This window comes from Pseudomonas sp. NY5710 (assembly GCF_013305665.1).
Classification (GTDB): Bacteria; Pseudomonadota; Gammaproteobacteria; order Pseudomonadales; family Pseudomonadaceae; genus Aquipseudomonas; species Aquipseudomonas juntendi.
This window is the reverse complement of record NZ_CP045554.1, coordinates 1-25,240: the sequence shown is the minus strand read 5'-3', so window position 1 is coordinate 25,240 and position 25,240 is coordinate 1. Positions and strand designations below refer to the sequence as shown.

21 protein-coding genes are annotated in these 25,240 nt (G+C 60.8%); 9 read left to right on the top strand and 12 right to left on the bottom strand.

Going from position 1 to position 25,240, the window contains the following annotated elements:
* The first annotated feature begins 13 nt into the window (after nt 1-13).
* The gene (gene trkA, locus GEV39_RS00105; RefSeq protein WP_009682347.1) at nt 14-1,387 is read left to right on the top strand and encodes a Trk system potassium transporter TrkA; all 1,374 of its coding nucleotides are present in this window, start codon (nt 14-16) and stop codon (nt 1,385-1,387) included.
* Nucleotides 1,388-1,399: 12 nt separating this feature from the next.
* A complete protein-coding gene (locus GEV39_RS00100; RefSeq protein WP_029888062.1) occupies nt 1,400-1,708 on the top strand; it encodes a tetratricopeptide repeat protein in 309 nt (102 codons plus the stop codon).
* 168 nt (nt 1,709-1,876) lie between these two features.
* On the opposite strand, the gene GEV39_RS00095 is transcribed toward GEV39_RS00100, so the two are convergent.
* Nucleotides 1,877-2,764 (bottom strand): lysophospholipid acyltransferase, encoded by an 888-nt coding sequence (locus GEV39_RS00095; protein ID WP_009684691.1) that lies wholly within the window; start codon nt 2,762-2,764, stop codon nt 1,877-1,879.
* Nucleotides 2,765-2,805: 41 nt separating this feature from the next.
* Nucleotides 2,806-3,357, bottom strand: a complete 552-nt coding sequence (locus GEV39_RS00090; RefSeq protein WP_009684690.1) for a DNA-3-methyladenine glycosylase I — start codon at nt 3,355-3,357, stop codon at nt 2,806-2,808.
* An 83-nt stretch (nt 3,358-3,440) separates the two neighbouring features.
* On the opposite strand from GEV39_RS00090, the gene glyQ reads away from it, so the two are divergent.
* From glyQ to GEV39_RS00070, 4 genes are read left to right on the top strand one after another with little or no spacing between them, the layout of a single operon-like run.
* Entirely contained in the window at nt 3,441-4,388 is a 948-nt protein-coding gene (glyQ, locus tag GEV39_RS00085; protein WP_003253126.1) for a glycine--tRNA ligase subunit alpha, read from the top strand.
* Nucleotides 4,385-6,436 carry a glycine--tRNA ligase subunit beta gene (gene glyS / locus GEV39_RS00080; RefSeq protein ID WP_173887078.1) on the top strand — a complete coding sequence of 684 codons (2,052 nt, stop codon included), beginning with the start codon at nt 4,385-4,387 and terminating at the stop codon, nt 6,434-6,436. Before glyQ ends, glyS begins: the two co-directional genes overlap by 4 nt.
* Before the next feature lie 3 nt (nt 6,437-6,439).
* Nucleotides 6,440-6,967 carry a D-glycero-beta-D-manno-heptose 1,7-bisphosphate 7-phosphatase gene (gmhB, locus tag GEV39_RS00075; protein ID WP_173887077.1) on the top strand — a complete coding sequence of 176 codons (528 nt, stop codon included), beginning with the start codon at nt 6,440-6,442 and terminating at the stop codon, nt 6,965-6,967.
* 46 nt (nt 6,968-7,013) lie between these two features.
* Nucleotides 7,014-7,799 carry a lysophospholipid acyltransferase family protein gene (locus GEV39_RS00070; protein WP_173887076.1) on the top strand — a complete coding sequence of 262 codons (786 nt, stop codon included), beginning with the start codon at nt 7,014-7,016 and terminating at the stop codon, nt 7,797-7,799.
* 322 nt (nt 7,800-8,121) lie between these two features.
* Here the strand turns inward: GEV39_RS00070 and GEV39_RS00065 are convergent, their stop codons facing one another.
* The gene (locus GEV39_RS00065) at nt 8,122-9,741 is read right to left on the bottom strand and encodes an MFS transporter (RefSeq protein WP_173887075.1); all 1,620 of its coding nucleotides are present in this window, start codon (nt 9,739-9,741) and stop codon (nt 8,122-8,124) included.
* Nucleotides 9,742-9,837: 96 nt separating this feature from the next.
* A complete protein-coding gene (locus GEV39_RS00060; protein ID WP_173887074.1) occupies nt 9,838-11,484 on the bottom strand; it encodes a GMC family oxidoreductase in 1,647 nt (548 codons plus the stop codon).
* A 176-nt stretch (nt 11,485-11,660) separates the two neighbouring features.
* On the opposite strand from GEV39_RS00060, the gene GEV39_RS00055 reads away from it, so the two are divergent.
* A complete protein-coding gene (locus GEV39_RS00055) occupies nt 11,661-12,548 on the top strand; it encodes a LysR family transcriptional regulator (protein WP_029886432.1) in 888 nt (295 codons plus the stop codon).
* Here GEV39_RS00055 and GEV39_RS00050 read toward each other — a convergent pair.
* From GEV39_RS00050 to GEV39_RS00040, 3 genes are read right to left on the bottom strand one after another with little or no spacing between them, the layout of a single operon-like run.
* Complete coding sequence (locus tag GEV39_RS00050; RefSeq protein ID WP_173887073.1) at nt 12,537-13,355, bottom strand: sulfite exporter TauE/SafE family protein; 819 nt, start codon at nt 13,353-13,355, stop codon at nt 12,537-12,539. The two genes, GEV39_RS00055 and GEV39_RS00050, sit on opposite strands and share 12 nt — an antisense overlap.
* Nucleotides 13,352-14,623: an NAD(P)/FAD-dependent oxidoreductase gene (locus tag GEV39_RS00045; RefSeq protein ID WP_173887072.1), complete on the bottom strand. Its 1,272-nt coding sequence runs from the start codon at nt 14,621-14,623 to the stop codon at nt 13,352-13,354. Before GEV39_RS00045 ends, GEV39_RS00050 begins: the two co-directional genes overlap by 4 nt.
* A 39-nt stretch (nt 14,624-14,662) precedes the next feature.
* A complete protein-coding gene (locus GEV39_RS00040; protein ID WP_173887071.1) occupies nt 14,663-15,547 on the bottom strand; it encodes an MBL fold metallo-hydrolase in 885 nt (294 codons plus the stop codon).
* A 221-nt stretch (nt 15,548-15,768) separates the two neighbouring features.
* On the opposite strand from GEV39_RS00040, the gene GEV39_RS00035 reads away from it, so the two are divergent.
* Both GEV39_RS00035 and GEV39_RS00030 read left to right on the top strand, forming a co-directional pair.
* Nucleotides 15,769-17,061 carry a sigma-54 interaction domain-containing protein gene (locus GEV39_RS00035; RefSeq protein WP_173887070.1) on the top strand — a complete coding sequence of 431 codons (1,293 nt, stop codon included), beginning with the start codon at nt 15,769-15,771 and terminating at the stop codon, nt 17,059-17,061.
* A gap of 141 nt (nt 17,062-17,202) precedes the next feature.
* Nucleotides 17,203-17,604, top strand: a complete 402-nt coding sequence (locus tag GEV39_RS00030; RefSeq protein WP_173887069.1) for an RcnB family protein — start codon at nt 17,203-17,205, stop codon at nt 17,602-17,604.
* 198 nt (nt 17,605-17,802) lie between these two features.
* On the opposite strand, the gene yfcF is transcribed toward GEV39_RS00030, so the two are convergent.
* The 5 genes from yfcF to dnaA form a co-directional block, all read right to left on the bottom strand.
* Entirely contained in the window at nt 17,803-18,435 is a 633-nt protein-coding gene (yfcF, locus tag GEV39_RS00025; RefSeq protein ID WP_173887068.1) for a glutathione transferase, read from the bottom strand.
* A gap of 274 nt (nt 18,436-18,709) precedes the next feature.
* On the bottom strand, nt 18,710-21,130 hold the full coding sequence (gene gyrB, locus GEV39_RS00020) for a DNA topoisomerase (ATP-hydrolyzing) subunit B (RefSeq protein ID WP_173887067.1): 2,421 nt from the start codon (nt 21,128-21,130) through the stop codon (nt 18,710-18,712).
* 4 nt (nt 21,131-21,134) lie between these two features.
* The gene (recF, locus tag GEV39_RS00015; RefSeq protein WP_173887066.1) at nt 21,135-22,238 is read right to left on the bottom strand and encodes a DNA replication/repair protein RecF; all 1,104 of its coding nucleotides are present in this window, start codon (nt 22,236-22,238) and stop codon (nt 21,135-21,137) included.
* 15 nt (nt 22,239-22,253) lie between these two features.
* Nucleotides 22,254-23,357: a DNA polymerase III subunit beta gene (gene dnaN, locus GEV39_RS00010; protein ID WP_173887065.1), complete on the bottom strand. Its 1,104-nt coding sequence runs from the start codon at nt 23,355-23,357 to the stop codon at nt 22,254-22,256.
* A 40-nt stretch (nt 23,358-23,397) separates the two neighbouring features.
* Nucleotides 23,398-24,942: a chromosomal replication initiator protein DnaA gene (gene dnaA, locus GEV39_RS00005; protein WP_173887064.1), complete on the bottom strand. Its 1,545-nt coding sequence runs from the start codon at nt 24,940-24,942 to the stop codon at nt 23,398-23,400.
* Between the last annotated feature and the right edge of the window lie 298 nt (nt 24,943-25,240).

Here is a 25,240-nt window from a genome sequence, read left to right as displayed (position 1 = left end):
TAGGGAGTAGCGGATGAAAATCATCATCCTCGGCGCAGGGCAAGTGGGCGGTACGCTGGCAGAGCACTTGGCCAGCGAGGCCAACGACATTACCGTGGTCGACACCGACGGCGACCGTCTGCGCGACCTGGGCGACCGCCTGGACATCCGCACCGTGCAAGGCCGCGGCTCGCTGCCGACGGTGCTGCGCCAGGCCGGTGCCGACGACGCCGACATGCTGGTGGCGGTAACCAACAGTGACGAAACCAATATGGTTGCCTGCCAGGTGGCCTATTCGCTGTTCCACACCCCGACCAAGATTGCCCGGGTACGCGAGTCGGCCTACCTGACCCGTGAAGAGCTGTTCGACAATGACCACATCCCGGTCGACGTGCTGATCAGCCCCGAGCAGGTGGTGACCAACTACATCAGGCGCCTGATCGAACACCCAGGGTCGCTGCAGGTGATCGACTTCGCCGAAGGCAAGGCGCAGCTGGTGGCCGTGAAGGCGTACTACGGCGGGCCGCTGGTGGGCCAGCAACTACGCCAGATCCGCGCGCACATGCCTAACGTGGATACCCGTGTGGCCGCCATTTTCCGCCGCGACCGGCCAATCACCCCGCGTGGCGACACGGTGATCGAAGCCGATGACGAGGTGTTCTTCATTGCCGCGAAAAAAGACATCCGGGCAGTGATGGGCGAGTTGCGTCGCATCGACCAGACCAACAAGCGCATCGTCATTGCCGGTGGTGGCCAAATTGGCGAGCGCCTGGCCGAAGCCATCGAAAGCCGCTATCAGGTGAAGATCATCGAGATGAGCCCGGCCCGCTGCCGGCACCTGTCCGATACGCTAGACAGCACCGTGGTGTTGCAGGGCAGCGCCTCGGACAGGGACCTGATGCTGGAAGAAAACATCGCCGACGCCGATATCTTCCTGGCCCTGACCAACGACGACGAAGCCAACATCATGTCGTCGCTGCTGGCCAAGCGCCTGGGTGCAGGCAAGGTGATGACCATCATCAACAACCCAGCCTACGTCGACCTGGTGCAGGGGGGTGAGATCGACATTGCCATCAGCCCCCAGCTGGCGACCATCGGCACCCTGTTGGCCCACGTGCGCCGGGGCGACATTGTCAGCGTGCACTCGCTGCGCCGTGGCGCGGCCGAAGCGATCGAGGCGGTGGCCCATGGCGATGCCAAGTCGAGCAAGGTCGTTGGCAAGGCGATAGCGGACATCAACCTGCCACCGGGTACCACGATCGGCGCGATCATCCGTGCCGAAGAGGTCATGATTGCCCACGACAACACGCTGATCGAATCGGGTGACCATGTGATCCTGTTCGTTGTGGATAAAAAGCATATTCGCGATGTGGAGAAGCTGTTCCACGTCGGCTTGAGTTTCTTCTAGGAGCAAAAAGGCATGCGCGAGTCGCTGGAGAAGATGCTGGCCAAGGGTGTGGATAACCCGTTGCTGCGTTTCGGGCTGGGCAAGGCCTGGCTGGATGAAGGTAACGGGGCAGAAGCTGCGGTGCACCTGGCGCGCTGTGTAGAGCAGGACCCGAAGTACTCGGCAGCCTGGAAGCTGCTGGGCAAGGCCTGTCAGTTGCAGGGTGACCTACCGGCGGCGCGCAAGGCCTGGGAGGATGGGATCGTGGCGGCACAGGCCCACGGGGACAAGCAAGCCGAGAAAGAGATGACCGTTTTTCTCAAGAAGCTGAACAAGGCTTGAGATAGCCGGGGCAGCTTTGCAGCCCATCGCAGGCAAGCCAGCTCCCACAGGGACCGCAGCAGGGCTGACAGGTGTTTGCCGCAAGATGTGCAGCGCCTGTGAGCCCTGATGCGATCCCTGTGGGAGCTGGCGTGCCAGCGAATGGGGCGCAGAGCGCCCCCAGAGATCTCAGTACCAGCGCGGCTCGCCAGCCGGGCGCTTCTTGAAGCGCTTCATGCTCCACATGTACTGGCTCGGGTACTCGCGCACATAACGCTCGACCACCTTGCTCATCGCCGCCGCCGACTCATTCACGTCGGTGCTGTACATCGCTTGCGGCGCGGCTTCGAGAAACACCTTGAAACCCGAGCCATCCGGCAGGCGCAAGGCATGCAGGAACACCCCCACTGCCTTGCCGCCCGCCAGCATGTTCGGCACGAACTTGCTGGTCAGTGCCTGGGTACCGAGAAATGGCACGAACACGCCCGCCGATTCGGCCGGCTCCGGGTCAGCGGGGATGCCCACCTGGCCGCCCCGGCGCACCTCCTTGATCACGCTGAGAATGCCTTCCTTGGTCGAAGGCGCAACGCGGTTGCCCATCTGTACGCGCTGCTCACGCAGCAGGTCATCCACAGCCTTGAGCTTGGGCGGGCGGTAGAAGATGATCGGCTTGCACTGGTTGCAATAGAAGTGGTTGAGCACCTCCCAGTTACCCAGGTGGCTGGTGATACCGACAACACCCTTGCCAGACGCCAGGGCTTGCTCCAGCACTTCCAGACCGTGCACTTCCTTGACCAGTTCCAGCGAGCGCTGTGGCGGCCAGATCCAGGCACAGGCGCTTTCGACAAACGACTTGCCAATGTCCCGCAAGGCTTGGCCGACCAGTTGCTCACGGGCAACCGGGTCCATCTCTGGGAAACACTTGGCCAGGTTGATGCGCACCACGTTGCGTGAACCGTTGGGGATCTTCCACATCAGCCAGCCGATACCGGCGCCCACGCGCTGTACAGCGCCCCAGGGCAGCTTGGCAAACAGGCGCAGCACCCCGACCATCAGGGCGCCCTTGAACTTTTCCACAGGCGAATTCCTTATTTCAGCAAGGCGCGCATTGTAACCCTTCAACGAACCAGGGCGGCGTAACGATCGCAATCGATGGTGTGGTCCATGACCATGCCGGTGGCTTGCATGAAGGCATAGCAGATGGTCGGGCCGACAAAGGTGAAGCCGGCTTTCTGCAGGGCCTTGCTCATGGCCTTGGCTTCGTCGGTGACCGCCGGCACGTCAGCGCGGCCCTGGAAGTGATTGATCTTCGGCGCACCGCCCACGAACGACCACAGCCATTCGGCGGGGTTATCCACAGCCAGCCAGGCCTGCGCATTGCGCCGCGCAGCCTTGAGTTTGAGGCGGTTGCGGATGATCCCGGGGTCCTGCATCAGCGCTTCGATGCGTTCGTCGCTGAGGGTGGCCAGTTTGACCGGGTCGAACCCGTGCATCACCTCGCGGTAACGCTCGCGTTTGCGCAAAACGGTGATCCATGAAAGCCCGGCCTGGAACCCTTCGAGCAAAAGCATCTCGAACAGCAACGCCGGATCGCGCTGCGGCGTTCCCCATTCCTGGTCATGGTAGGCCTGGTACAACGGATCGTCGGTACACCAAAAGCAGCGTGGCATAAGGCTCCAATGAGTAGAGGGCGAGGCGAATCAGGTTATACTCCCGCTCTTTACATCCGCATCCCCAGATACAGGTGAATTTCGTGAGCCAGCCTACGCCAGCCGTGCGTACCTTCCAAGACCTGATCCTCGCCCTGCAAAACTACTGGGCAGCTCAAGGTTGTGTGGTGCTTCAGCCCTACGATATGGAAGTAGGCGCCGGCACTTTCCACACCGCAACGTTCCTGCGCGCCGTGGGTCCAGAAACCTGGAACGCCGCCTACGTGCAGCCTAGCCGTCGCCCCGCCGACGGGCGGTATGGCGAAAACCCCAACCGCCTGCAGCACTACTACCAGTTCCAAGTGGTGCTCAAGCCGAACCCGGCCAACTTCCAGGAGCTGTACCTGGGCTCGCTGAAAGCCATTGGCCTGGACCCGCTGGTGCACGACATTCGCTTTGTCGAAGACAACTGGGAATCGCCGACCCTCGGCGCCTGGGGCCTGGGCTGGGAAATCTGGCTGAACGGCATGGAAGTCACCCAGTTCACCTACTTCCAGCAGGTAGGTGGCATCGAGTGCTACCCGGTCACCGGTGAAATCACCTACGGCCTCGAACGCCTGGCCATGTACATCCAGGGCGTCGATTCGGTCTATGACCTGGTATGGGCCGACGGCCCGTTCGGCAAGGTCACCTACGGTGACGTGTTCCACCAGAACGAGGTGGAGCAGTCGACCTACAACTTCGAACATGCCAACGTCGACAAGCTGTTCGAACTGTTCGACTTCTACGAAAGCGAAGCCAACCGCCTGATCAAGCTGGAGCTGCCGCTGCCGACCTATGAAATGGTGTTGAAGGCCTCGCATACCTTCAACCTGCTGGACGCCCGCCGCGCCATCTCGGTGACCGAGCGCCAGCGCTACATCCTGCGTGTGCGTACCCTGGCCCGGGACGTGGCGCAAAGCTATCTGCAAGCCCGCGCACGCCTGGGCTTCCCGATGGCCACCCCCGAACTGCGTGACGAAGTGTTGGCTAAGCTGGAGGCTGCACAATGAGTGCTCAAGATTTCCTGGTAGAACTGGGCACCGAAGAGCTGCCTCCCAAGGCCCTCGCCAGCCTCGGCGACGCCTTCCTGGCCGGCATCGAAAAGGGCCTGCAGGCCGCTGGCCTGAACTACACCGGCAAGCAGGTCTATGCTGCGCCGCGTCGCCTGGCCGTGCTGATTCGCCAGCTGGACGTGCAGCAGCCTGACCGCAGCATCAACATCGACGGGCCACCCCTGCAGGCTGCTTTCAAAGACGGCGAGCCGACCCAGGCTGCCCTAGGCTTTGCCAAGAAGTGCGGTGTAGAGCTGGCCGAAATCGACCAGAGCGGCCCCAAGCTGCGCTTCTCCCAGCACATCCCAGGCAAAGCGACCGTCGGCTTGCTGCCGACCATCGTCGAGGACTCGCTGAACGATCTGCCCATTCCCAAGCGCATGCGCTGGGCCGCCAGCCGTGAAGAGTTCGTGCGCCCGGCCCAATGGCTGGTCATGCTGCTGGGCGACCAGGTGATCGACTGCACCATCCTGTCGCAGAAGGCCGGCCGTGAATCCCGTGGCCACCGCTTCCACCACCCGGAAAACGTGCTCATCACTGCCCCGGCCAACTACGTCGAAGACCTGCGCAAAGCCTACGTGCTGGCCGACTTCGCCGAGCGCCGCGAGCTGATCAGCAAGCGTACCGCAGAGCTGGCCATGCAGCAGGAAGGCACGGCCATCGTGCCACCGGCGCTGCTGGACGAAGTGACCGCGCTGGTCGAGTGGCCGGTGCCGCTGGTGTGCTCGTTCGAGGAGCGTTTCCTCGAAGTGCCGCAGGAAGCCCTGATCACCACCATGCAGGACAACCAGAAGTACTTCTGCCTGCTGGACAGCGAAGGCAAGCTGCTGCCGCGCTTCATCACCGTGGCCAACGTTGAAAGCCGCGACCCGAAGCAGATCGTGCAAGGCAACGAGAAAGTCGTGCGCCCACGCCTGACCGACGCTGAATTCTTCTTCAAGCAGGACAAGAAGCAGCCGCTGGAAACCTTCAACGAGCGCCTCAAGAACGTGGTCTTCCAGGCTCAGCTGGGCACTGTGTACGACAAGGCCGAGCGCGTTTCCAAACTGGCTGCCTTCATCGCCCCGCTGATCGGCGGCGACGCCCAGCGCGCCGGCCGGGCTGGCCTGCTGTCGAAATGCGACCTGGCCACTGAAATGGTCGGCGAATTCCCCGAGATGCAGGGTGTGGCCGGTTACTACTACGCGCTCAACGACGGTGAGCCGCAAGACGTTGCCCTGGCGCTGAACGAGCAGTACATGCCACGCGGTGCTGGTGCCGAGCTGCCGCAAACCCTCACCGGTGCCGCCGTGGCCATCGCCGACAAGCTCGACACCCTGGTGGGCATCTTCGGCATCGGCATGCTGCCAACCGGCAGCAAAGACCCGTACGCCCTGCGCCGTGCAGCGCTGGGTGTGCTGCGTATCCTGATCGAGAAGCAGCTAGACCTGAACCTGACCGGTGCCGTGGAATTCGCGGTCAAGCAGTTCGGTGCCAAGGTCAAGGCTGCCGGCCTGGCCGAGCAGGTGCTGGAGTTCATCTTCGACCGCCTGCGTGCGCGCTACGAAGACGAAGGCATCGACGTGGCCACCTACCTGTCGGTACGTGCCCTGCAGCCAGGCTCGGCGCTGGACTTCGACCAGCGTGTACAGGCGGTGCAAGCGTTCCGCAAGCTGCCCGAAGCCGAGGCCCTGGCCGCGGTCAACAAGCGTGTGTCGAACCTGCTGAGCAAGGCCGAAGGCGCCATCGCCGAGCAGGTCGAGCCGAAGTACTTCGACAATGCCAACGAGTTCTCGCTGTACTCGGCCATCCAGCAGGCCGACCAGGCCGTGCAACCGATGGCTGCTGCACGGCAGTACAGCGAATCGCTGGCCCGCCTGGCAGCCCTGCGCGACCCGGTTGATGCCTTCTTCGAGGCGGTCATGGTCAACGCCGAAGACGCCAAGGTACGTGCCAACCGCTACGCCCTGCTCAGCCGCCTGCGCGGCCTGTTCCTGGGTGTGGCCGACATCTCGTTGCTGGGGTAAGCCTTGAAACTGCTGATTCTCGACCGTGACGGGGTGATCAACTACGACTCCGACGCCTACATCAAGACGCTGGAAGAGTGGGTCCCGATCCCAGGCTCGGTCGCAGCGATCGCGCAGTTGAGCAAGGCGGGCTGGACAGTGGCCGTGGCCACCAACCAGTCCGGCATCGCCCGTGGCTATTACCCGCTGGCAACCCTCGAGGCCATGCATGCACGCCTGCGCGCGCTGGTGGCCGAGCAGGGGGGCGAGGTTGGCCACATCGTGTATTGCCCGCACGGCCCGGATGAAGGCTGCGATTGCCGCAAGCCCAAGCCCGGCATGCTGCGGGCGATAGCCGAGCATTACCAGGTCGGCCTTGAAGGCGTCTGGTTCGTTGGCGACAGCAAAGGCGACCTGGAGGCCGCCCTGGCCGTCGGTGCACAACCTGTGTTGGTGAAAACCGGCAAGGGTGAGCGGACCCTGGCAAAAGGTGTTCCGCAAACTACACTGATTTTCGACGATCTGGCAGCTATCGCCAGAGAACTAATTTAAACAGTGCGCCTGCGGGCGCATTTTTCTCAGGCGGGCATGCCCCGCAATGGTACAAGCCACTATGTCGATCCTGCAGGCGATCAGAATCTTTCTTTTTTACCTGCTGCTGGGCACCAGTTCGTTGCTGTGGTGCTCGCTGAGCTTCTTCGTCGCGCCGTTTCTGTCGTTCCCCAAGCGCTACAAGTTCATCAATGTGTACTGGTGCCGCTGCGCCTTGTTCCTCGTGCGGACGATTCTGGGCATCGACTACAAGATCACCGGTGCCGAGAACGTGCCGGCCGAGCCTTGCGTGATCCTGTCGAACCACCAAAGCACCTGGGAAACATTCTTCCTTTCGCAGTACTTCTCGCCGCTTAGCCAAGTGCTCAAACGCGAACTGCTGTACGTGCCGTTCTTCGGCTGGGCCATGGCCATGCTGCGGCCGATAGCGATCAACCGCGATAACCCGAAGGAGGCACTGCGCCAAGTTGCGAGCAAGGGCGATGAGCTGCTCAAGCAGAAGATCTGGGTGCTGATCTTCCCGGAGGGCACCCGTGTGCCGTTCGGCACGGTCGGCAAGTTCTCGCGCGGGGGTACCGCGCTGGCAGTGAATGCCGGGCTGCCGGTACTGCCGATTGCCCACAACGCCGGCAAGTTCTGGCCGAAAACCGGTTGGGGCAAGCGCTCGGGCACCATCGAGGTGGTGATTGGCGAGCCGATGTACGCCAACGGCACCGGGCCACGGGCCATTGCCGAGCTCAACGACCGCGCTCAGGCGTGGAACGAAGCAACCCAGCGGGCCATGGGCTCGCTGCCGCCAGCAGCAGAACAACCACAGGAGCAGATGGCGTGATTTCTGTGGATAACTTGTGAGCACTTTTTCGTTGAAATGCTTGAAGTAAGCGCTAACTTGTTGAATTGGTTGTTTATTTTTGCTTATGACATTTTTCTGAAAAGCGTGCATAAGTTTTTTCGGGGCATAAGAAAACCGGCTTTTACAGCCGGTTTTTTTATGGGCTCCATTTCAAGTACGCATCGCTTTGGGTAGGAGCGGCCTTGTGTCGCGATGGGCCGTAAAGCGGCCCCGGCAATGTGTGCATCAAGGCAGAAATCCTGGGGCCGCTGCGCGGCCAATCGCGACACAAGGCCGCTCCTACAAGGATCCGCGCCAGCTTTCAGATCTTGTCGATATCCACATCCTTGGTTTCTTTCAGGCAGAAAATCCCCACCACAAGGCTGATGCCGGTCACCAGGATCGGGTACCAAAGCCCGTAGAAGATGTCCCCGGTGTACACCACCAGTGCAAACGACACGGTGGGCAGGAAGCCACCGAACCAGCCGTTGCCAATGTGGTAGGGCAGCGACATCGAGGTGTAGCGAATGCGGGTCGGGAACAGCTCGACCATCACTGCGGCCAATGGGCCGTAGGTCATGGTCGCGATCAGGATCATCGCCACGATCAGCACCACGACCATCACCTGGTTGACCTGTGCGGGGTCAGCCTTGGCCGGATAGCCTGCCTGCTCCACCGCCGCACGCATCGCGGCTTCGTCGAAGCCGTTGATGGTCTTGTCGCCCACATTCACCACTACCTCGCTGCCGGCTACGCTGACCGAGCTGTAAGGCAGGCCCTGTTTGACCAGGAAGGTCTTGACCTTGTCGCACGGGCTGTCGAAACGGGCCTTGCCGACCGGGTCGAACTGGAACGTGCAGCCTTGCGGATCAGCAGTGACCACGATCGGCGCCTGGCGGCTGGCGGCGTCAATTTGTGGGTTGGCATAGTGGCTCAAAGCCTTGAACAGCGGGAAGTACAGCACCGTGGCCAGCAGCAAGCCCAGCATCAGGATCGGTTTGCGCCCGATACGGTCCGACAGCCAGCCAAAAAACACGAAGAACGGCGCACCGATCACCACGCTGATGATCAGCAGGGTATTGGCCTGGGCCGGGTCTACCTTCAGCATCTGGGTCATGAAGAACAGCACGTAGAACTGCGCGGTGTAGAACGTCACCGCTTGCCCGGCATTGATGCTGAACAGTGCGGTCAGTACAACTTTGAGGTTCGGCCACGAGGTGAACGACTCCCGGATCGGCGACTTGCTGACCTTGCCCTGGGCCTTCATTTTCACGAAGGCTGGCGACTCATGCATGCTCATGCGGATCCAGGTGGAAATACCCAGCAGCACGATCGACAGCAGGAACGGCAGGCGCCAGCCCCAGGTTTCGAACTGATCGCCACTGACATAGCGGCTGCCCAGTACCACCAGCAACGACAACAACAGGCCCAGGGTAGCGGTGGACTGGATGAAGCCGGTGTGGAAACCGCGCTTGCCAGGGGGTGCATGTTCGGCCACATAGGTGGCCGCACCACCGTATTCACCGCCCAGCGCCAGGCCCTGCAGCATGCGCAGCATCACCAGAATGATCGGTGCGGCGATGCCGATGCTGGCATACGTAGGCAGCAAGCCCACGGCGAAAGTGGACAGCCCCATCAGCACGATGGTGACCAGGAAGGTGTATTTGCGCCCGATCATGTCACCCAGGCGGCCGAACACCAATGCACCGAACGGCCGCACAAGGAAGCCGGCAGCGAAGGCCATGAGGGCGAAGATGAAAGCGGTGGTGTCGTTAACACCCGCAAAGAACTGCTTGCTGATGACCGCTGCCAACGCGCCATAGAGAAAAAAGTCATACCACTCGAACACCGTCCCGAGGGATGACGCGAAAATGATCTTGCGTTCTTCACGACGGTTGGAACCGCTGGCCGCCGCAGCCTGCTCTTGAATGTAATCCGACATCGTTGCTGTCCTCGGCCCGCAGGCCACAGTGATTATTCTTGTTGTTCCACTGTCGGCAGCCTTCGACCGCAGCTGCCGCTACTGCACGCACCCGGGTCAGGGCGTCGGTAACGCGTCTTCGTTCAGGTAGGTCTGGGTAGCAGCTCCTTTGAGAATCAGTTGTGCCGCCTTTTCGGCGATCATCAGGGTGGGGGAACAGGTATTGCCAGAGGTGATCTGCGGCATGATCGAGGCATCGGCCACGCGCAGGCCGGGGATGCCATGCACGCGCAGCTGGTTATCCACAACGTCCATCGCGCCATTGCCCATGCGGCAGGTGCCCACCGGGTGGAAAATGGTAGTACCAATCTTGCCGGCTGCCTCGATCAGGTCCTGTTCGCTTTGCAGGGCCGCGCCAGGCAGATATTCCTCGGGCTCGAATACGGCCAGGGCAGGGGCCTGCACGATGCGCCGGGTAAGGCGGATGGCATCGGCGGCCACCTGCAAGTCCTGGGGGTCGCTCAGGTAGTTGGGGTCGATCAGCGGCGTGCTGTGCATGTCGGTGCTGCGAATATCGATACGCCCACGGCTGGCCGGGCGCAGGTTGCAGACCGAGGCGGTAAAGGCCGGGAAGCGGTGCAACGGCTCGCCGAAGCGCTCCAGCGACAGCGGCTGCACGTGGTACTGCAGGTTGGCGCTGGCCTGGTCCGGGCTGGAGCGTACGAACGCGCCCAACTGGCTCGGGGCCATGGCCAGCGGGCCGCTGCGGTCGTAGAGGTAGCGCAGGCCCATGCCCATCTTGCCCCACAGGCTGTTGGCCATCTGATTCAAGGTGCGGGTATTGCGGATCTGGTAGATCAGCCGCAGTTGCAGGTGGTCTTGCAGGTTGCCACCCACCCCTGGCATGTCGTGGCGCACGCCAATACCCAGGCTTTCCAGCAATTGCCGTGGGCCGATGCCGGAGCGTTGCAGAATGCCCGGGGAACCGACCGCGCCAGCACACAGCACAATCTCGCGGCGAGCCGCAAACTCGTGCCAGGCGCCTTGCCAGAATGCCTTCACCGCCCGTGCCCGAGTATTGTTGAGCAGCACCTGGTCAACCTGCACACCCGTAAGCACGGTGAGGTTGGCGCGGTGCTGAACCGGCCGCAGAAACGCCTTGGAGGCATTCCAGCGCACGCCACTGCGTTGGTTGACCTGGAAATAACCACACCCCTGGTTATCGCCCGTATTGAAATCATCCACCTTGGCGATGCCGCTTTGCTCGGCGGCGTCGCGGAAGGCATCCAGTATCGGCCAGCTGTAGCGCTGGCGTTCGACCCGCCACTCGCCACCGCCGCCATGGTGCTCGCTGGCGCCAGCAAAGTGGTTTTCACTGGCCTTGAACAGCGGCAGCACGTCCTTCCAAGCCCAGCCGGGGTTGCCCTGTTCGGCCCAGTGGTCATAGTCGGCAGCCTGGCCGCGCATATAGATCATGCCATTGATGGAAGAGCAGCCACCCAGCACCTTGCCACGTGGGTAGCCCAACGCGCGCCCACCCAGGCCGGGTTGGGCTTGGGTCTTGAAACACCAGTCGGTGCGCGGGTTGCCAATGCAGTAGAGGTAACCGACGGGAATGTGAATCCAGGGATAGTTGTCCCGCCCGCCCGCTTCCAGCAGCAGCACCCGGCAACCAGGGTCGGCGGACAAGCGGTTGGCCAGTAGGCACCCGGCGGGGCCGGCGCCTACCACCACGTAATCGAAGACAGAATCGGCTGATGGCATGTGCAACCTCGGGCCTGATAATTATTCTTGTCCCGATCCATCTTAGTGCGTAATTTCGTGGGTGAAACACGCGATTTCGCGCAGCGGTTGTGCGTTTTAGCACAGCGGCAAGTCTGCACTGGCCCTTTCGCGGGTTCACCCGTGAAAGGGCGAGACGAACAGCCACAAGGATCAGCATGTTCGACTGGAACGATCTGCGGTTTTTCCTCGAGTTGCAGCGCAGCGGCCGCCTGCTTACCGCCGCCAAGCGCCTCAATACCACCCACAGCACCGTGGCCCGGCACATCGAGCGCATCGAGGAAAGCCTGGGCACGGCGTTGTTCGTGCAACACGCCCAAGGCTATGAGCTGACCCCTTCGGGCCAGGCCCTGCTCAAGCACGCCGAAGCCATGGAGAACGTCGCCCTGCTGGCCCAGGAAGAAATCACCCAGGCCATCACCCCGCTGGGCAAGATCCGCCTGGGGGTCACCGAAGGCATTGGCATCATGTTCTTCACCCCGCGCATGAACGCGCTGTTCGAGCGCTACCCCGGGCTGGAAGTGGAGCTGGTGGCAGTGCCGAGGTTCGTCAGCATCCTCAACCGCGAAGCCGAAATCAGTATCCACCTGGAGCGGCCCAACGCCGACCTGCTGATCACCCGTAAACTCACCGACTACCGCCTGGCCCTGTATGCCAGCCAGGGCTACCTCGACCGCGCACCACCCCTGCGCAACCGTGAGGATCTGGCCCGCCACAGCTGGATCGGCTACGTCGACGACCTGCTGTTCAGCCAGGAGCTGCTGTTTCTCAACAGCTTCTGCCGGGCGCCCAATGTGGTCTTCCGCAGCACCAGTGTGATTGCCCAGCAGGTGGCCGCACGTGCTGGGCTGGGCATTGCAGTGCTGCCCAACTACATGGCCCGGCACGACCCGACCCTGGTCCGCGTACTGCCTGGCGAAACCATCCAGCGCAGTTACTGGATCTGTACCCGCCGCGAGCTGCACAAGTCGGTGCGCCTGCGGGTCGTATGGGATTACCTGCTGGCGCTGTGCGCAGAACAACAGGGCGAGCTGTTAGCTCAGTAACGCCTTGCTGGCCAGCAGCAGGGCAGCGGCGCAACCTGCCACGGCAAACATCTGCTGCAGGCGTGGGCCGGCCAACCTGGCCGCCAGGGGGCGCGCCAGCAGCAAACCAAGCACGGCGCCGACAGCGAACGGGCCACCCACTTGCCAATGCAGAACACCTGCAAGGCTGGCACTGATCACACTGCCGGTAGACACCAAGGCAATCACCGCCAGCGACGTGGAGACGATCGTGGCCATGCGCAGGTTGGTATAGCGGTTGAGCGCCGGAATGATCACGAACCCGCCCCCCACACCGAGCAGGCCAGACAGCAAGCCGGACAGCACCCCGGTGAATGCCAGGGCGCGAGCGCAGGGCAGAGTCCAGCGCAAGCGGCCCTGCAGCGGGTTCAGCACACAAGGCTCGATAAAGCGATGCGCATCGTTGGCTTCGCCACGCAGCTCCCTGGCGGCCTTGCGCCAGATACGCAAGCAGGCGTAGGTGAGCACCCCGGCAAACACCAGTTGCAACGGCGTATTGGGCAAACGGTGCGCCAGCATCAACCCCAGTGGCGCTGCCGCCACCCCGATCAAGGCGATGAACAGTGCCGCCCGATAGCGCACCAGGCCGCGACGCAAACCCAGGACCGCGCCCACGGCTGCCGCCAGGCCTACCGCCAACAAGCCGACCGGTGCCGCTTCGACCATCGAAAGGCCAAGGCCGAACACCAACAGGGGCACGGCAAGAATGCCTCCACCGGCGCCCGTCAATGCCAGCACGGCGCCGATGATGGCCCCCAGGGCTGCGCCAAGCAGTTGCGTTTCGATCACTGCCCGGCCTCTGCTACCAACGGTTGTGGCCGCGCCAGCCATTCCCGACCCTTGAGCATGGCTTGCCAGTACAGCGGCGGCAGGGCCTGCGCCTTGAGCAGCCAAGCCAGGCGGGTCGGCTTGCGACCGTCCAGCAACCAGTTGGGGAAGCTGGGCGCCAGCTTGCCGCCATAGGTGAACTCGGCCAGCACGATCTTGCCGCGCTCGACCGTGAGCGGGCATGAGCCGTAACCGTCGTACTGGGCCAGTGTCTGCAACCGCCCCAGCGCTACCAGCACATTATTGGCCACTACCGGAGCCTGCTTGCGGGCCGCTGCAGCTGTCTTGGCGTTGCTGGTGTTGGCCACATCGCCCAAGGCGTGAACAGTGCTGTACTTGCGATGGCGCAGGGTGTGCGGGTCTACATCGACCCAGCCGGCACTGTCGGCCAATGGGCTTTCACGGATGAAGTCCGGCGCGACTTGCGGCGGAACCACATGCAGCAGGTCGAAGGCCTCGACGCGGGTTTCGCTGCTGCCATCGGGCAGGCTACGCACAAAGGTGGCACGTTTTTTAGGGCCGTCCACGGCGACCAGCCGATGGCTGAAATTCAGGTCCACGGCATATTTTTCGATGTACTGCATCAAGGCAGGCACGTAGTCGGCCACACCGAACAAGACTGCGCCGGCATTGAAGAAGCTGGCTTTGATCGCGCCCAGGTGACCGTGGCGTAGCCAATGGTCGCACGACAGGTACAGCGCCTTCTGTGGCGCGCCGGCGCATTTGATCGGCATGGGCGGCTGGCTGAACAGGGCACGGCCGTGCTTGAGCTTCTGCACCAGCTCCCAGGTATAGGGCGCTAGGTCGTAGCGGTAATTGGAGGTGACCCCGTTACGGCCCAAGGTCTCGCTGAGCCCATCAATGGCCGCCCAATCGAGCTTCAGGCCAGGGCAAACCACCAGTTGTTCATAGCCGATGGCCCGGCCATCCTCGAGCATGACCAACTGGCGCACCGGGTCGAAACCCTGGACGCGCGCCTTTACCCAGCGCACCCCGCGCGGAATCGTCGAAGCCATGGTGCGGGCAGTGCTAGCCGCGTTGAAAACACCAGCGCCGACCATGGTCCAGCCAGGTTGGTAGTAGTGCACCTCGGCTGGGTCGATCAAGGCCACATCCAAGGACGCGTCACGGCTGATAAGGCTGGATGCAGTGGCGATACCGGCGGCACCGGCACCGACGATGACCACTGTGTGGTGGTCGGTATGGGTAGTGGACGACAAGGCAGGCATGGCAATAAATCCTGGAAATCTGGTTATAGGGCAGGGCGCTTACAGCTTGTTCAGCGGGATCTTCAAATACCTGACGCCGTTGGCTTCCGGCTCCGGAAAGTGGCCACTGCGCATGTTCACCTGCACCGACGGCAGGATCAGCACCGGCATGTCGAGGGTTTTGTCGCGGGCCTCACGCATGGCGACGAAACTGTCCTCGTCGATACCCTGGTGGATGTGGATATTGCTGGCGCGCTGCTCGGCAACGGTGGTGACGTACTGCATTTCGCGACCACCTGGCAGGTAGTCGTGGCACATGAACAGGCGGGTCTGGTCGGGGAACGCCAGCAAGCGCCGGATCGAGCGGTACAGCGTACGGGCGTCGGCGCCGGGGAAATCGCAACGGGCAGTACCGTAGTCAGGCATGAACAAGGTGTCGCCGACGAACACCGCGGTCTCACCCGCATCCTCGATCATGAAGCTCATACATGCAGGCGTGTGCCCAGGGGTGTGCAATGCCCGCGCATGCAGGTTGCCGATGCGGAAACCTTCCTCGTCTTCGAACAGCACATCGAACTGGCTGCCATCACGGGCAAAGCCAGGCTCGGCGTTGAACAAGCTGCCAAAAACCTTCTGCACCTGGGTGATGTGCGCACCAATGGCGGTATGGCCGCCAAGCCTCTCCTTCAGGTAGGCCGCTGCCGATAGGTGGTCGGCATGCACATGTGTTTCAAGTATCCAGCGCACGCTGGCGTGCAATTCAGCCACGCGCTCGACCAGCCGATCTGCTGAGGCAGTACAGGTGCGCCCGGCCTTGGGGTCGTAATCCAGTACGCTGTCGATCAACGCGCACTGCCGGGTTTCACGGTCCATGACCAGGTAGCTGATGGTCGAGGTCGCCTCATCGTAAAAGGCGTCCACGTGAAGGTTGTTGCCGATGATCATCACGTTCTCCAGTTATCCGCCGCGTCTATTCAAGGCGTAGGCAGTATCAGGAGGTTTATCAAGATGCATGCCAGGCTCTTTATCGTGCCGGGCCCAACGAAACCGGAGCAGTACTGACAACACCTGGCTGAATTGGCAGCACCTTTGGCAGTCGACTGTCAGCCAATGGCAGTGTTTGGCAGTCCTTGTTACCCTGCATCGATCATCCGAACGGTGCTGTCATGCCTGAAACCCATCCGTTTATCCTGGCGCTGGTTTCCTACCTTGAGCACGATGCCCTGCCGACCATCGTGCTGGACACCGACTACAACATCCTGGCGGCCAATGCTGCGTATCGCCGCCAGTTCGGCCAGCACGAACAAGCACCCCTAGGGGAAAAGTGCCACAGGGTGTCGCACCACTATGCCGTGCCATGCGACCAGGCTGGCGAACATTGCCCCATGCGCAAAGCCTGGGACAGCAAGGTCGCGGAGCGCGTGTTGCACATTCACCACACGCCACGCGGGCCCGAGCACGTGGATGTAGAGCTGCGGCCAATCTTGGACGAACAGGGTACGGTCGTAGCCTTTGTCGAACGCTTGACCACCATCACGCTGGCCTCGGCCCAGCCGCAAGAGCAAGGGCTGGTCGGCCGTGCGCCGGCCTTCAAGGCAGCCCTGGCCAGCCTGCAACGCGCGGCGCCAGCGCAGATCCCTGTCTTGCTGCAAGGTGAGTCAGGCACCGGCAAGGAGCTGTTCGCCCGTGCGCTGCACATGGGTAGCGCCAGGACAAACGGCCCACTGGTGGTGGTGGACTGCACCGGCTTGACCGAGTCATTGTTCGAGAGCGAACTGTTCGGGTACGAAAAAGGCGCGTTCACCGGCGCCAACCAGCGCAAGATCGGCCTGGCCGAAGCCGCCCATGGCGGCACGCTGTTCCTTGATGAAATTGGTGAAGTGCCGCTGGCGATGCAGGTGAAGCTGTTGCGCCTGATCGAGTCTGGCAGCTTCCGCCCGGTAGGCAGCCTGCGCACAGTGCATTCGGATTTCCGCCTGGTGTCGGCCACGCACAAACCCCTCAGGCAAATGGTTGCCGATGGCAGCTTCCGTGAGGACCTGTACTACCGCATCAGCGGCTTCCCGATTCGCCTGCCGGCACTGCGTGAGCGGGTAGAGGATCTTCCCTTGCTGGCGCAGAGCCTGCTGCAACGCATGGCGGGCACATCGGTCCCCAGCTTGAGTGACGATGCCTTGCAGCGCCTTGCCTTGCATCCGTTCCCGGGCAACATCCGCGAGCTGCGCAATGTTCTGGAACGGGCGCGGTTATTCGCCGATGATGGGGTGATCAGGCCGGAGCACCTGCCTGAGGACATCGGCGCGCAAACGCCGGTGAGCCGTGGCGTAAAGCGCCGTGACCTCGGTGAACTGGCCCAGGCTCTGGAACAGTTCAAAGGTTCGCGCAGTGAGCTGGCGCTTCATTTGGGCATGAGCGAACGCACGCTGTACCGTCGCTTGAAAGCGCTTGGGCTACGCTAGCTTCGTGTTTTTGCCAGGCCACCTTTACCGGACCTTTACCTCTGTCCTGACATTAAACGACCTGATTCATGGTCTGATTGGTTAACCGTACCCGGTCATTGAAAGATCCAGCCGGGCGTTAATACACAGAGGACCGCAACGATGAAAAAGACCCTGACCATGATTTGCGCGGCGCTGATGCTCAGCGCACCTCTGGCAAGTTTCGCGCAGCCTGGCCCGCCTGACCGTCATGATGGCGGCCCAGGGCACGCAGGCAACCCGCCCCACGCTAAGCCGCAGGGCCGCCACGACAATGGCCGGGGGCCTGCTTATCGCGACCCGAACTTCCACCCGCAAAAAGGCATGCCGGTGCCCCACCAGCAGTGGCGCCGCGGCCATGTGGTCGACCCGCATTACCGTGGTGACCGTTACTGGGTGACCGACTGGAAGGCGCGGCACCTGTATGCACCTCCGCGCGATCACCGCTGGTTGTACGTGAACGGCGACTACGTGCTGGTCGCCATCGCCAGCGGAGTGATCGTCAACATTCTCAGCGGCTACTGATGTGTAGGAACACGCTGTTCAGTTAGCAATCGGGGCTGAACTACGCGCCCGCATATGTTCGGGCGTTTTCGATCACTATGACAGCGGTGATGTCAGCCTCGAACGCTTCGAACACATGAAGAAGCTGGACCTTCAAGCGATAGATATCACGCTGCATGCCTACGCTTGGTGGCAGCTCCAGGTCGAAAGCCAGTGTGATTAGAGAGGAGGTCGCTCCAACTGCAACCACTCCTGCACGGTTGGGCGTTGCCATTGCCGCTGAGCATAATCCTCCAGTTGAGCGGGAAGGCGGTCGCCATTGAGTATCAGTCGATTCAACATCAAAGCGAGATCGACATCGGCGGTAGACCACTGGCCAAAAAGGTAGTCCGGGCTATCGCGTAGCAGCAGTTGCGCAGCCTCCACCAACTTTCGCGTCGAGGCCTCAGCCGAGGCAGACAAAGCCCCGTATTTAACGCCGTAGAACACAACAAGCGTGGAGCGTTCATTTCGGATAGGGAGCAAATCACTGCGCAGCCAGGCTTGAACTTGCCGCGCCTTGGCGCGTTGCTGCGGGCTGGTCGGGTAAATCGGCGTCTGAGGGAAAAGATCTTCCAGATACTCAGTGATTGCGGATGATTCAGCCAAAGAAAATTCGCCATGCACCAGAGTGGGCACTCTCTGAGTCAGCGAAATACGGGAATAGTCCTGTGTCTGATGCTCTAGCGTGTCGAGGTCAAGAGTCTTCATTTGGAATTCGATGCCCTTCTCACGCAGCGCCACAAAACATGCCATGGCGTAAGGGCTGGTGAATTGAGCGTCTACGTACAAGCACAGCTTTGAAGCGTTCATACCGTCATCTCCATACGCAAGAGAAACTACGGTAGGGGTTCAGGATCTATAAATAAAATACATGTTTTTCATAGGGGCATTCCAGTCAGGAATGCACTCACCCTGAATCCTTCGCGCACTTGCCAAACGCTACGAGCCGTTGGAGGAGGAGAGGAATTCGAGACAAAAAAAAGCCCGCTAGTGCGGGCTTGATAGTGACCGGCGCAGACCAGGTTTATGGCCGGGCCGGGCATCTTTTGGAAAACGTGCAGCGTTACTGTGAACCTACACCTGATTAGAAGTCCAGGTTAGAAACCGACAGGGCATTGCTCTCGATAAAGTCCCGGCGCGGTTCGACCGCATCACCCATCAGGGTGTTGAAGATCTGGTCGGCAGCGATTGCATCTTCGATGGTGACCTTGAGCATGCGGCGCACGGTTGGGTCCATAGTGGTTTCCCACAGCTGCTCAGGGTTCATCTCACCCAGCCCTTTGTACCGCTGGATAGTATGCCGCTTGGTGCTTTCGTTCATCAGCCAGTCCAGCGCTTCTTTGAACTCGCTGACCGCCTTGCGGCGCTCACCGCGCTGCACATAAGCGCCTTCGCCCAGCAGGGTAGAAAGGTTGGCGCCCAGGTTCACCACCGTACGGTAGTCATTGCTGCCAAAGAAGTCGCGGTTGAACGTAACGTAGCTGGCCAGGCCGTGGGAGGTCACTTCCACTTCCGGCAGCCACACGTTGCGCTCTTTGTCTTCGCGCAGGCTGGCCTGATAAGCAAGGCCGGACTTCTGGCTGTTGCTCAGGCGCGCCTGGAACTTCACCAGCCAGGCTTGCATCGCAGCATGATCGCCCAGTTGCTCGACGGTCACTTCCGGCAGGTAGATGAAATGCTCGGTGATTTCTTCTGGGTACAGGCGCGACAGACGCTTGAGCGTTTTCATCACGCCGCGGAATTCGTTGACCAGGTTTTCCAGTTGTACACCGGCAACTGCTGGCGCCGACTCGTCCAAGTGCAGGCTGGCATCTTCCAGGGCCGACTGGGTCATGTACTCTTCCATGGCCTCGTCGTCTTTGATGTACTGCTCCTGCTTACCTCGCTTGACCTTGTACAGCGGCGGCTGAGCAATGTAGATGTAGCCGCGCTCGACAAGCTCCGGCAACTGGCGGAAGAAGAAAGTCAGCAACAAGGTACGGATGTGCGAACCGTCAACGTCAGCATCGGTCATGATGATGATGTTGTGATAACGCAGTTTATCGATGTTGTACTCTTCGCGGCCAATGCCACAACCCAGCGCCGTGATCAGCGTGCCCACTTCCTGGGACGAGATCATCTTGTCGAAGCGCGCCTTCTCGACGTTGAGGATCTTACCCTTCAGCGGCAGGATCGCCTGGGTACGGCGGTTACGGCCCTGTTTGGCGGAGCCACCTGCGGAGTCACCCTCCACCAGGTACAGTTCAGAAAGGGCAGGGTCCTTTTCCTGGCAGTCCGCCAATTTGCCCGGCAGGCCGGCAATGTCCAACGCGCCCTTGCGACGGGTCATCTCACGGGCTTTGCGGGCCGCTTCCCGAGCACGCGCAGCGTCGATCATCTTGCCAACGACGGCCTTGGCCTCGTTAGGGTTCTCCAGCAGGAAGTCGGCAAAGTACTTGTTCATTTCCTGCTCAACGGCGGTTTTCACCTCCGAGGAAACCAACTTGTCTTTGGTCTGCGAGCTGAACTTGGGGTCCGGGACCTTGACCGAAATGATCGCGGTCAAGCCTTCACGGGCATCGTCGCCAGTGGTAGCTACCTTGTTCTTCTTCGCCAGGCCTTCCTGCTCGATGTAGTTGTTCAGGCTACGGGTCAGCGAGGAACGGAAGCCTACCAGGTGGGTACCACCATCACGCTGCGGAATGTTGTTGGTGAAGCACAGCAAGTTTTCGTTGAAGCTGTCGTTCCATTGCAGGGCAACTTCAACGCCGACGCCATCCTCGCGCTGCACATTGAAGTGGAACACCTGGTTGTTGACCGGCGTCTTATTGGTGTTCAGGTACTCTACAAACGCTCGCAGGCCGCCTTCATATTTGAAGAACTCTTCCTTACCACTGCGTTCGTCCTTCAGCAGAATGCCGACGCCGGAGTTGAGGAACGACAGCTCGCGAATCCGCTTGGCCAGGATGTCCCAGCTGAAATGGATGTTCTTGAAGGTCTCAGCCGAAGGCTTGAAATGGATATGGGTGCCCGTGATTTCGCTGTCACCCACAACCGCCATCGGCGCTTGTGGAACACCGTGCACGTAGGTCTGTTCCCAGATCTTGCCGCTGCGGCGAACGGTCAATACCAGTTTCTCGGAGAGGGCGTTCACGACCGAAACCCCAACACCGTGCAAACCGCCGGAGACTTTGTAGGAGTTATCGTCAAACTTACCGCCGGCGTGCAGCACGGTCATGATGACCTCAGCGGCGGAAACACCTTCTTCTTTATGCACGTCGACCGGAATGCCCCGACCGTTGTCGCGGACACTGATGGATTCGTCCGGGTGAATAATGACAGTGATGTCATCGCAGTGACCGGCGAGGGCTTCGTCGATCGAGTTGTCGACCACTTCGAATACCATGTGGTGCAGGCCGCTACCATCATCGGTGTCGCCAATGTACATGCCGGGACGCTTGCGTACGGCATCCAAACCTTTCAGCACCTTGATGCTGGAGGAGTCGTACGTTTGATTTTCGCTCATGCCTTCACTCCCGATGGTCGTGGGTCTGGGTGATACGGCCTTGTTCCACGTGGAACAAAGCAACTGGCGTTTCCGTCTGCCAGCCTTCCCTCAGTAATTCGTGATCTACACAGGTGATGAACACCTGGCAGCGTAATTCTTCAAGCAAGCGGCACAGAGCGCGGCGGTGCTGGTCGTCGAGTTCGGACGGCAAGTCATCCACGAGATAAATACAGTGACCGCGGCGAGCCTGGCTGACGAGGTGGCCTTGGGCAATGCGCAGTGCGCACACCACCAACTTTTGCTGACCACGCGACAAAATGTCGGCTGCATTATTGGCAGCCAGACGAAGACGCAGATCAGCACGCTGCGGACCGGCTTGGGTATGGCCCATTTGCTGATCGCGAAGGAGAGAGGAGGCGAGTACTTCTTGCAGTTCCCGGTCCTTGTCCCAGCCTCGGTAATAGCTCAGGGTCAACCCGTCCAGTTCGACCAGTTCGCTCAGGGTTCGCTCGAAGACGGGCTTCAAGGCCTTGATATAGTTGCGACGGTATTCATCTATTTCCGCACTGGCCAGGCACAGTTCCCGGTCCCAGGCGGCTTGCGAAGCTGGGTCAAGTGTACCATGCCGCAACCATGAGTTCCGCTGCCGCAGCGCCTTCTGCAGCCGTTGCCAAGCGGGTAGGAAGCGAGGTTCCACGTGGAACACTCCCCAATCCAGGAACTGGCGGCGAATTTTTGGTGCGCCCTCCAGCAGCCGAAAGCTGTCCGGGTTGATGAGCTGCAACGGCAGCAGCTCTGCCAACTGCGCAGCGCTACGGGCGTTCTGCCCATCGATGCGAATGGTAAAGTCCCCCTGGCGCTCGCGGGACACACCGAGGTTACTGGTGCCGCCCTCCGTCAATTGCACCTCACCAAACACGGTACAGGCAGCCTTTTCGTACTGTATGACCGGGTTCAAGCGGGTGCTGCGGAATGAGCGCGCTAATCCAAGCAAATGCACGGCTTCCAGCACACTGGTCTTGCCACTGCCATTGGCGCCGTAAAGGATATTGATGCGGGGGGAGGGTGAGAGCGTCACCGGGTGCAGGTTGCGCACCGCGGTGACCATGATACGTCGAAGGGACATGTCGCCTGCTACAGGTTACAGGCGCATCGGCATGACAACGTAGGAAGAATCATCATTCCCGGCTTCCTGCAGCAGCGCACTGCTGTTGGAGTCAGACAGGATCAGACGAACTTGCTCAGTGGTCATCACGCCCAGCACATCCAGCAGGTAGCTGACGTTGAAGCCGATTTCCAGCGAGCTACCCTCGTAGTCCACACTGATTTCTTCTTCCGCCTCTTCCTGCTCGGGGTTATTGGCCTGAATCTTCAATTGGCCAGCAGCCAGCTGCAGGCGAATGCCACGGTACTTCTCGTTGGAAAGAATCGCGGTACGGCTGAACGCCTCACGCAGCGCCTGACGATCGCCGACCACCACTTTGTCGCCGCCTTTAGGCAGTACGCGCTCATAGTCAGGGAATTTACCGTCTACCAGCTTGGAGGTAAAAGTGAACTCGCCAGTGGTCGCGCGAATATGGTGCTGGCCGAGCACGATGCTGACCATGCCTTCAGGGTCAGTCAGCAAGCGCGCCAACTCCAAGATACCTTTGCGGGGCACGATGACCTGGTGGCGATCGTCTTGCTCGATGGGCGCCGTCATGGAGCACAAGGCCAAGCGGTGACCGTCGGTAGACACTGCACGCAGGGTGTTGCGGGAAACCTCGAGCAGCATACCGTTGAGGTAGTAGCGGACATCCTGCTGAGCCATGGCGAAGCTGGTACGCTCGATCAAGCGGCGCAGCTTGCTCTGTTCCAAGTTGCAGGTCAGCGAACCCGGGCCTTCTTCCACTGTAGGGAAGTCGTTGGCAGGCAGGGTGGACAAGGTGAAACGGCTACGGCCGGCCTTGAGCAACAGTTTCTGCTCGTCGACCTTGATATCGATCAGGGCGTCATTGGGCAGGCTTTTGCAGATGTCCATCAGCTTGCGCGCTGGGACAGTGATCTCGCCAGGCTCAGCCGGCTCTTCCAATTGCACGCGGCCTACCAGTTCGACTTCCAGGTCGGTACCGGTCAACGACAGTTGCTGGCCTTGCACGACCAGCAAAACGTTGGACAGGACCGGCAAGGTCTGACGGCGCTCGACGACACCGGCGACCAGTTGCAGGGGTTTCAACAGGGCTTCGCGTTGAATGGTGAAATGCATGGTCTAGTCCCTTGCCTTCAATTAGCTGCGCACACGGCCATCAGGTCGTCAGCGTTCGCAGCAGGTTCTTGTAGTCCTCGCGGATATCCGCGTCGGATTCCTTCAATTCGTTAATCTTGCGACAGGCGTGCAGCACGGTCGTATGATCGCGCCCGCCAAACATGTCGCCGATTTCCGGCAAGCTGTGGTTGGTCAGCTCTTTGGACAGCGCCATGGCCACCTGGCGAGGGCGCGCCACGGAACGCGACCGTCGCTTGGACAGCAAATCGGAGATCTTGATCTTGTAGTATTCGGCGACGGTACGCTGAATGTTATCCACACTGACCAGTTTGTCCTGCAGGGCCAGAAGGTCCTTCAGCGATTCGCGGATCAGCTCGATGGTGATATCGCGCCCCATGAAATGCGAGTGAGCGATCACCCGCTTCAGCGCACCTTCCAGTTCGCGAACGTTGGAACGGATGCGCTGGGCGATGAAGAACGCTGCATCATGCGGCAGTTCGACCTTGGCCTGGTCAGCCTTCTTCATCAGGATGGCTACACGCGTCTCCAACTCTGGCGGCTCTACGGCAACCGTGAGACCCCAGCCAAAGCGCGACTTCAAGCGCTCTTCCAGGCCTTCGATCTCTTTGGGGTAGCGGTCGGAGGTCAGAATGACCTGCTGGCCCCCCTCAAGCAGCGCATTGAAAGTGTGGAAAAATTCTTCCTGGGAGCGCTCCTTGCGGGCAAAGAACTGGATATCGTCAATCAGCAGCGCATCTACCGAACGGTAGAAACGCTTGAATTCGTTGATGGCATTGAGCTGCAGTGCCTTGACCATGTCTGCGACGAAGCGCTCCGAATGCAGGTACACGACCTTGGCGTTCGGGTTCTTCTTCAGCAAGTGGTTACCCACAGCATGCATAAGGTGGGTTTTACCCAAGCCCACACCACCATAAAGGAACAGCGGGTTGTAGCCATGCTTGGGGTTGTCTGCGACCTGCCAGGCCGCTGCGCGCGCCAGCTGGTTCGACTTACCCTCGACAAAGGTGTCGAAGGTGAAGGTTCGGTTCAGGTAGCTGGTGTGCTTGAGTGCACCTTCAACCTGTACGGTGCGCTGTTCGGCCCTGCCACTGGTGGCTGGCGCAGCGGCCGGTTCAGCCATGGCATCGAAGCTGTCGCGCGAAGACGGCTCAGCCATTTCATCCATCGGTACAGATTCGGCAACCGCTACCGCCGCAGGTTCGATTGTAGCCGCAGCAGGCGCAGCCTTAAGGCTCTGGCTTTTGGCCTGGGTCTGCGCCTGTGACGCGGCGACCGCAGCACTGACCGGCGCGTTGGGCGCGGCGCGTGGGGCAGAGCTGCGGCGGCTGCCTATTAATAAGGAAAGGGCAGGTGCTATGCCGCTGCCGTTCTCGCCTAACAACTCGAGCAAGCGGCCCAGGTACTTTTCATTGACCCAATCGAGAACGAAACGGTTAGGCGCATAGACGCGCAACTCGTCGCCTTCGGCTTCGACCTGTAGCGGACGGATCCAGGTGTTGAATTGCTGGGCAGGCAGTTCATCGCGCAGAAGCTCCACGCACTGCTGCCAAAGTTCCACTGACACGGATATCCCCTGAGTTTGAAAGCCGGATGAGGCAAAAACAAACCGCCATTGTACCGGTCAAGCGTCCAGTTATCCACATGTGGACACATGAGTAACCATGACAAATCAGCCATTTATCGACCAGATTGGCATGATGGCGGTGTTGATAAGCCCTGTGGATAACCGACCATGAGGGCTATGCACAACCCTGGGTTCAGCCCTGTGGATAATTCACCTGTGCATAACAGGCCATTTAATCCACAGGTTGCGACCATCTACGAAACAAGCGCAGCACGGGTTCAGAACATACTTATGAAAT

Excerpts from the sequence above, each read along its gene's own strand:
- trkA (WP_009682347.1), top strand. The coding sequence starts at position 14 with ATGAAAATCATCATCCTCGGCGCAGGGCAAGTGGGCGGTACGCTGGCA.
- GEV39_RS00100 (WP_029888062.1), top strand. The coding sequence starts at position 1,400 with ATGCGCGAGTCGCTGGAGAAGATGCTGGCCAAGGGTGTGGATAACCCG.
- GEV39_RS00090 (WP_009684690.1), bottom strand. The coding sequence starts at position 3,357 with ATGCCACGCTGCTTTTGGTGTACCGACGATCCGTTGTACCAGGCCTAC.
- glyS (WP_173887078.1), top strand. The coding sequence starts at position 4,385 with ATGAGTGCTCAAGATTTCCTGGTAGAACTGGGCACCGAAGAGCTGCCT.
- GEV39_RS00070 (WP_173887076.1), top strand. The coding sequence starts at position 7,014 with ATGGTACAAGCCACTATGTCGATCCTGCAGGCGATCAGAATCTTTCTT.
- GEV39_RS00065 (WP_173887075.1), bottom strand. The coding sequence starts at position 9,741 with ATGTCGGATTACATTCAAGAGCAGGCTGCGGCGGCCAGCGGTTCCAAC.
- GEV39_RS00060 (WP_173887074.1), bottom strand. The coding sequence starts at position 11,484 with ATGCCATCAGCCGATTCTGTCTTCGATTACGTGGTGGTAGGCGCCGGC.
- GEV39_RS00055 (WP_029886432.1), top strand. The coding sequence starts at position 11,661 with ATGTTCGACTGGAACGATCTGCGGTTTTTCCTCGAGTTGCAGCGCAGC.
- GEV39_RS00045 (WP_173887072.1), bottom strand. The coding sequence starts at position 14,623 with ATGCCTGCCTTGTCGTCCACTACCCATACCGACCACCACACAGTGGTC.
- GEV39_RS00040 (WP_173887071.1), bottom strand. The coding sequence starts at position 15,547 with ATGATCATCGGCAACAACCTTCACGTGGACGCCTTTTACGATGAGGCG.
- GEV39_RS00035 (WP_173887070.1), top strand. The coding sequence starts at position 15,769 with ATGCCTGAAACCCATCCGTTTATCCTGGCGCTGGTTTCCTACCTTGAG.
- GEV39_RS00030 (WP_173887069.1), top strand. The coding sequence starts at position 17,203 with ATGAAAAAGACCCTGACCATGATTTGCGCGGCGCTGATGCTCAGCGCA.
- yfcF (WP_173887068.1), bottom strand. The coding sequence starts at position 18,435 with ATGAACGCTTCAAAGCTGTGCTTGTACGTAGACGCTCAATTCACCAGC.
- gyrB (WP_173887067.1), bottom strand. The coding sequence starts at position 21,130 with ATGAGCGAAAATCAAACGTACGACTCCTCCAGCATCAAGGTGCTGAAA.
- recF (WP_173887066.1), bottom strand. The coding sequence starts at position 22,238 with ATGTCCCTTCGACGTATCATGGTCACCGCGGTGCGCAACCTGCACCCG.
- dnaN (WP_173887065.1), bottom strand. The coding sequence starts at position 23,357 with ATGCATTTCACCATTCAACGCGAAGCCCTGTTGAAACCCCTGCAACTG.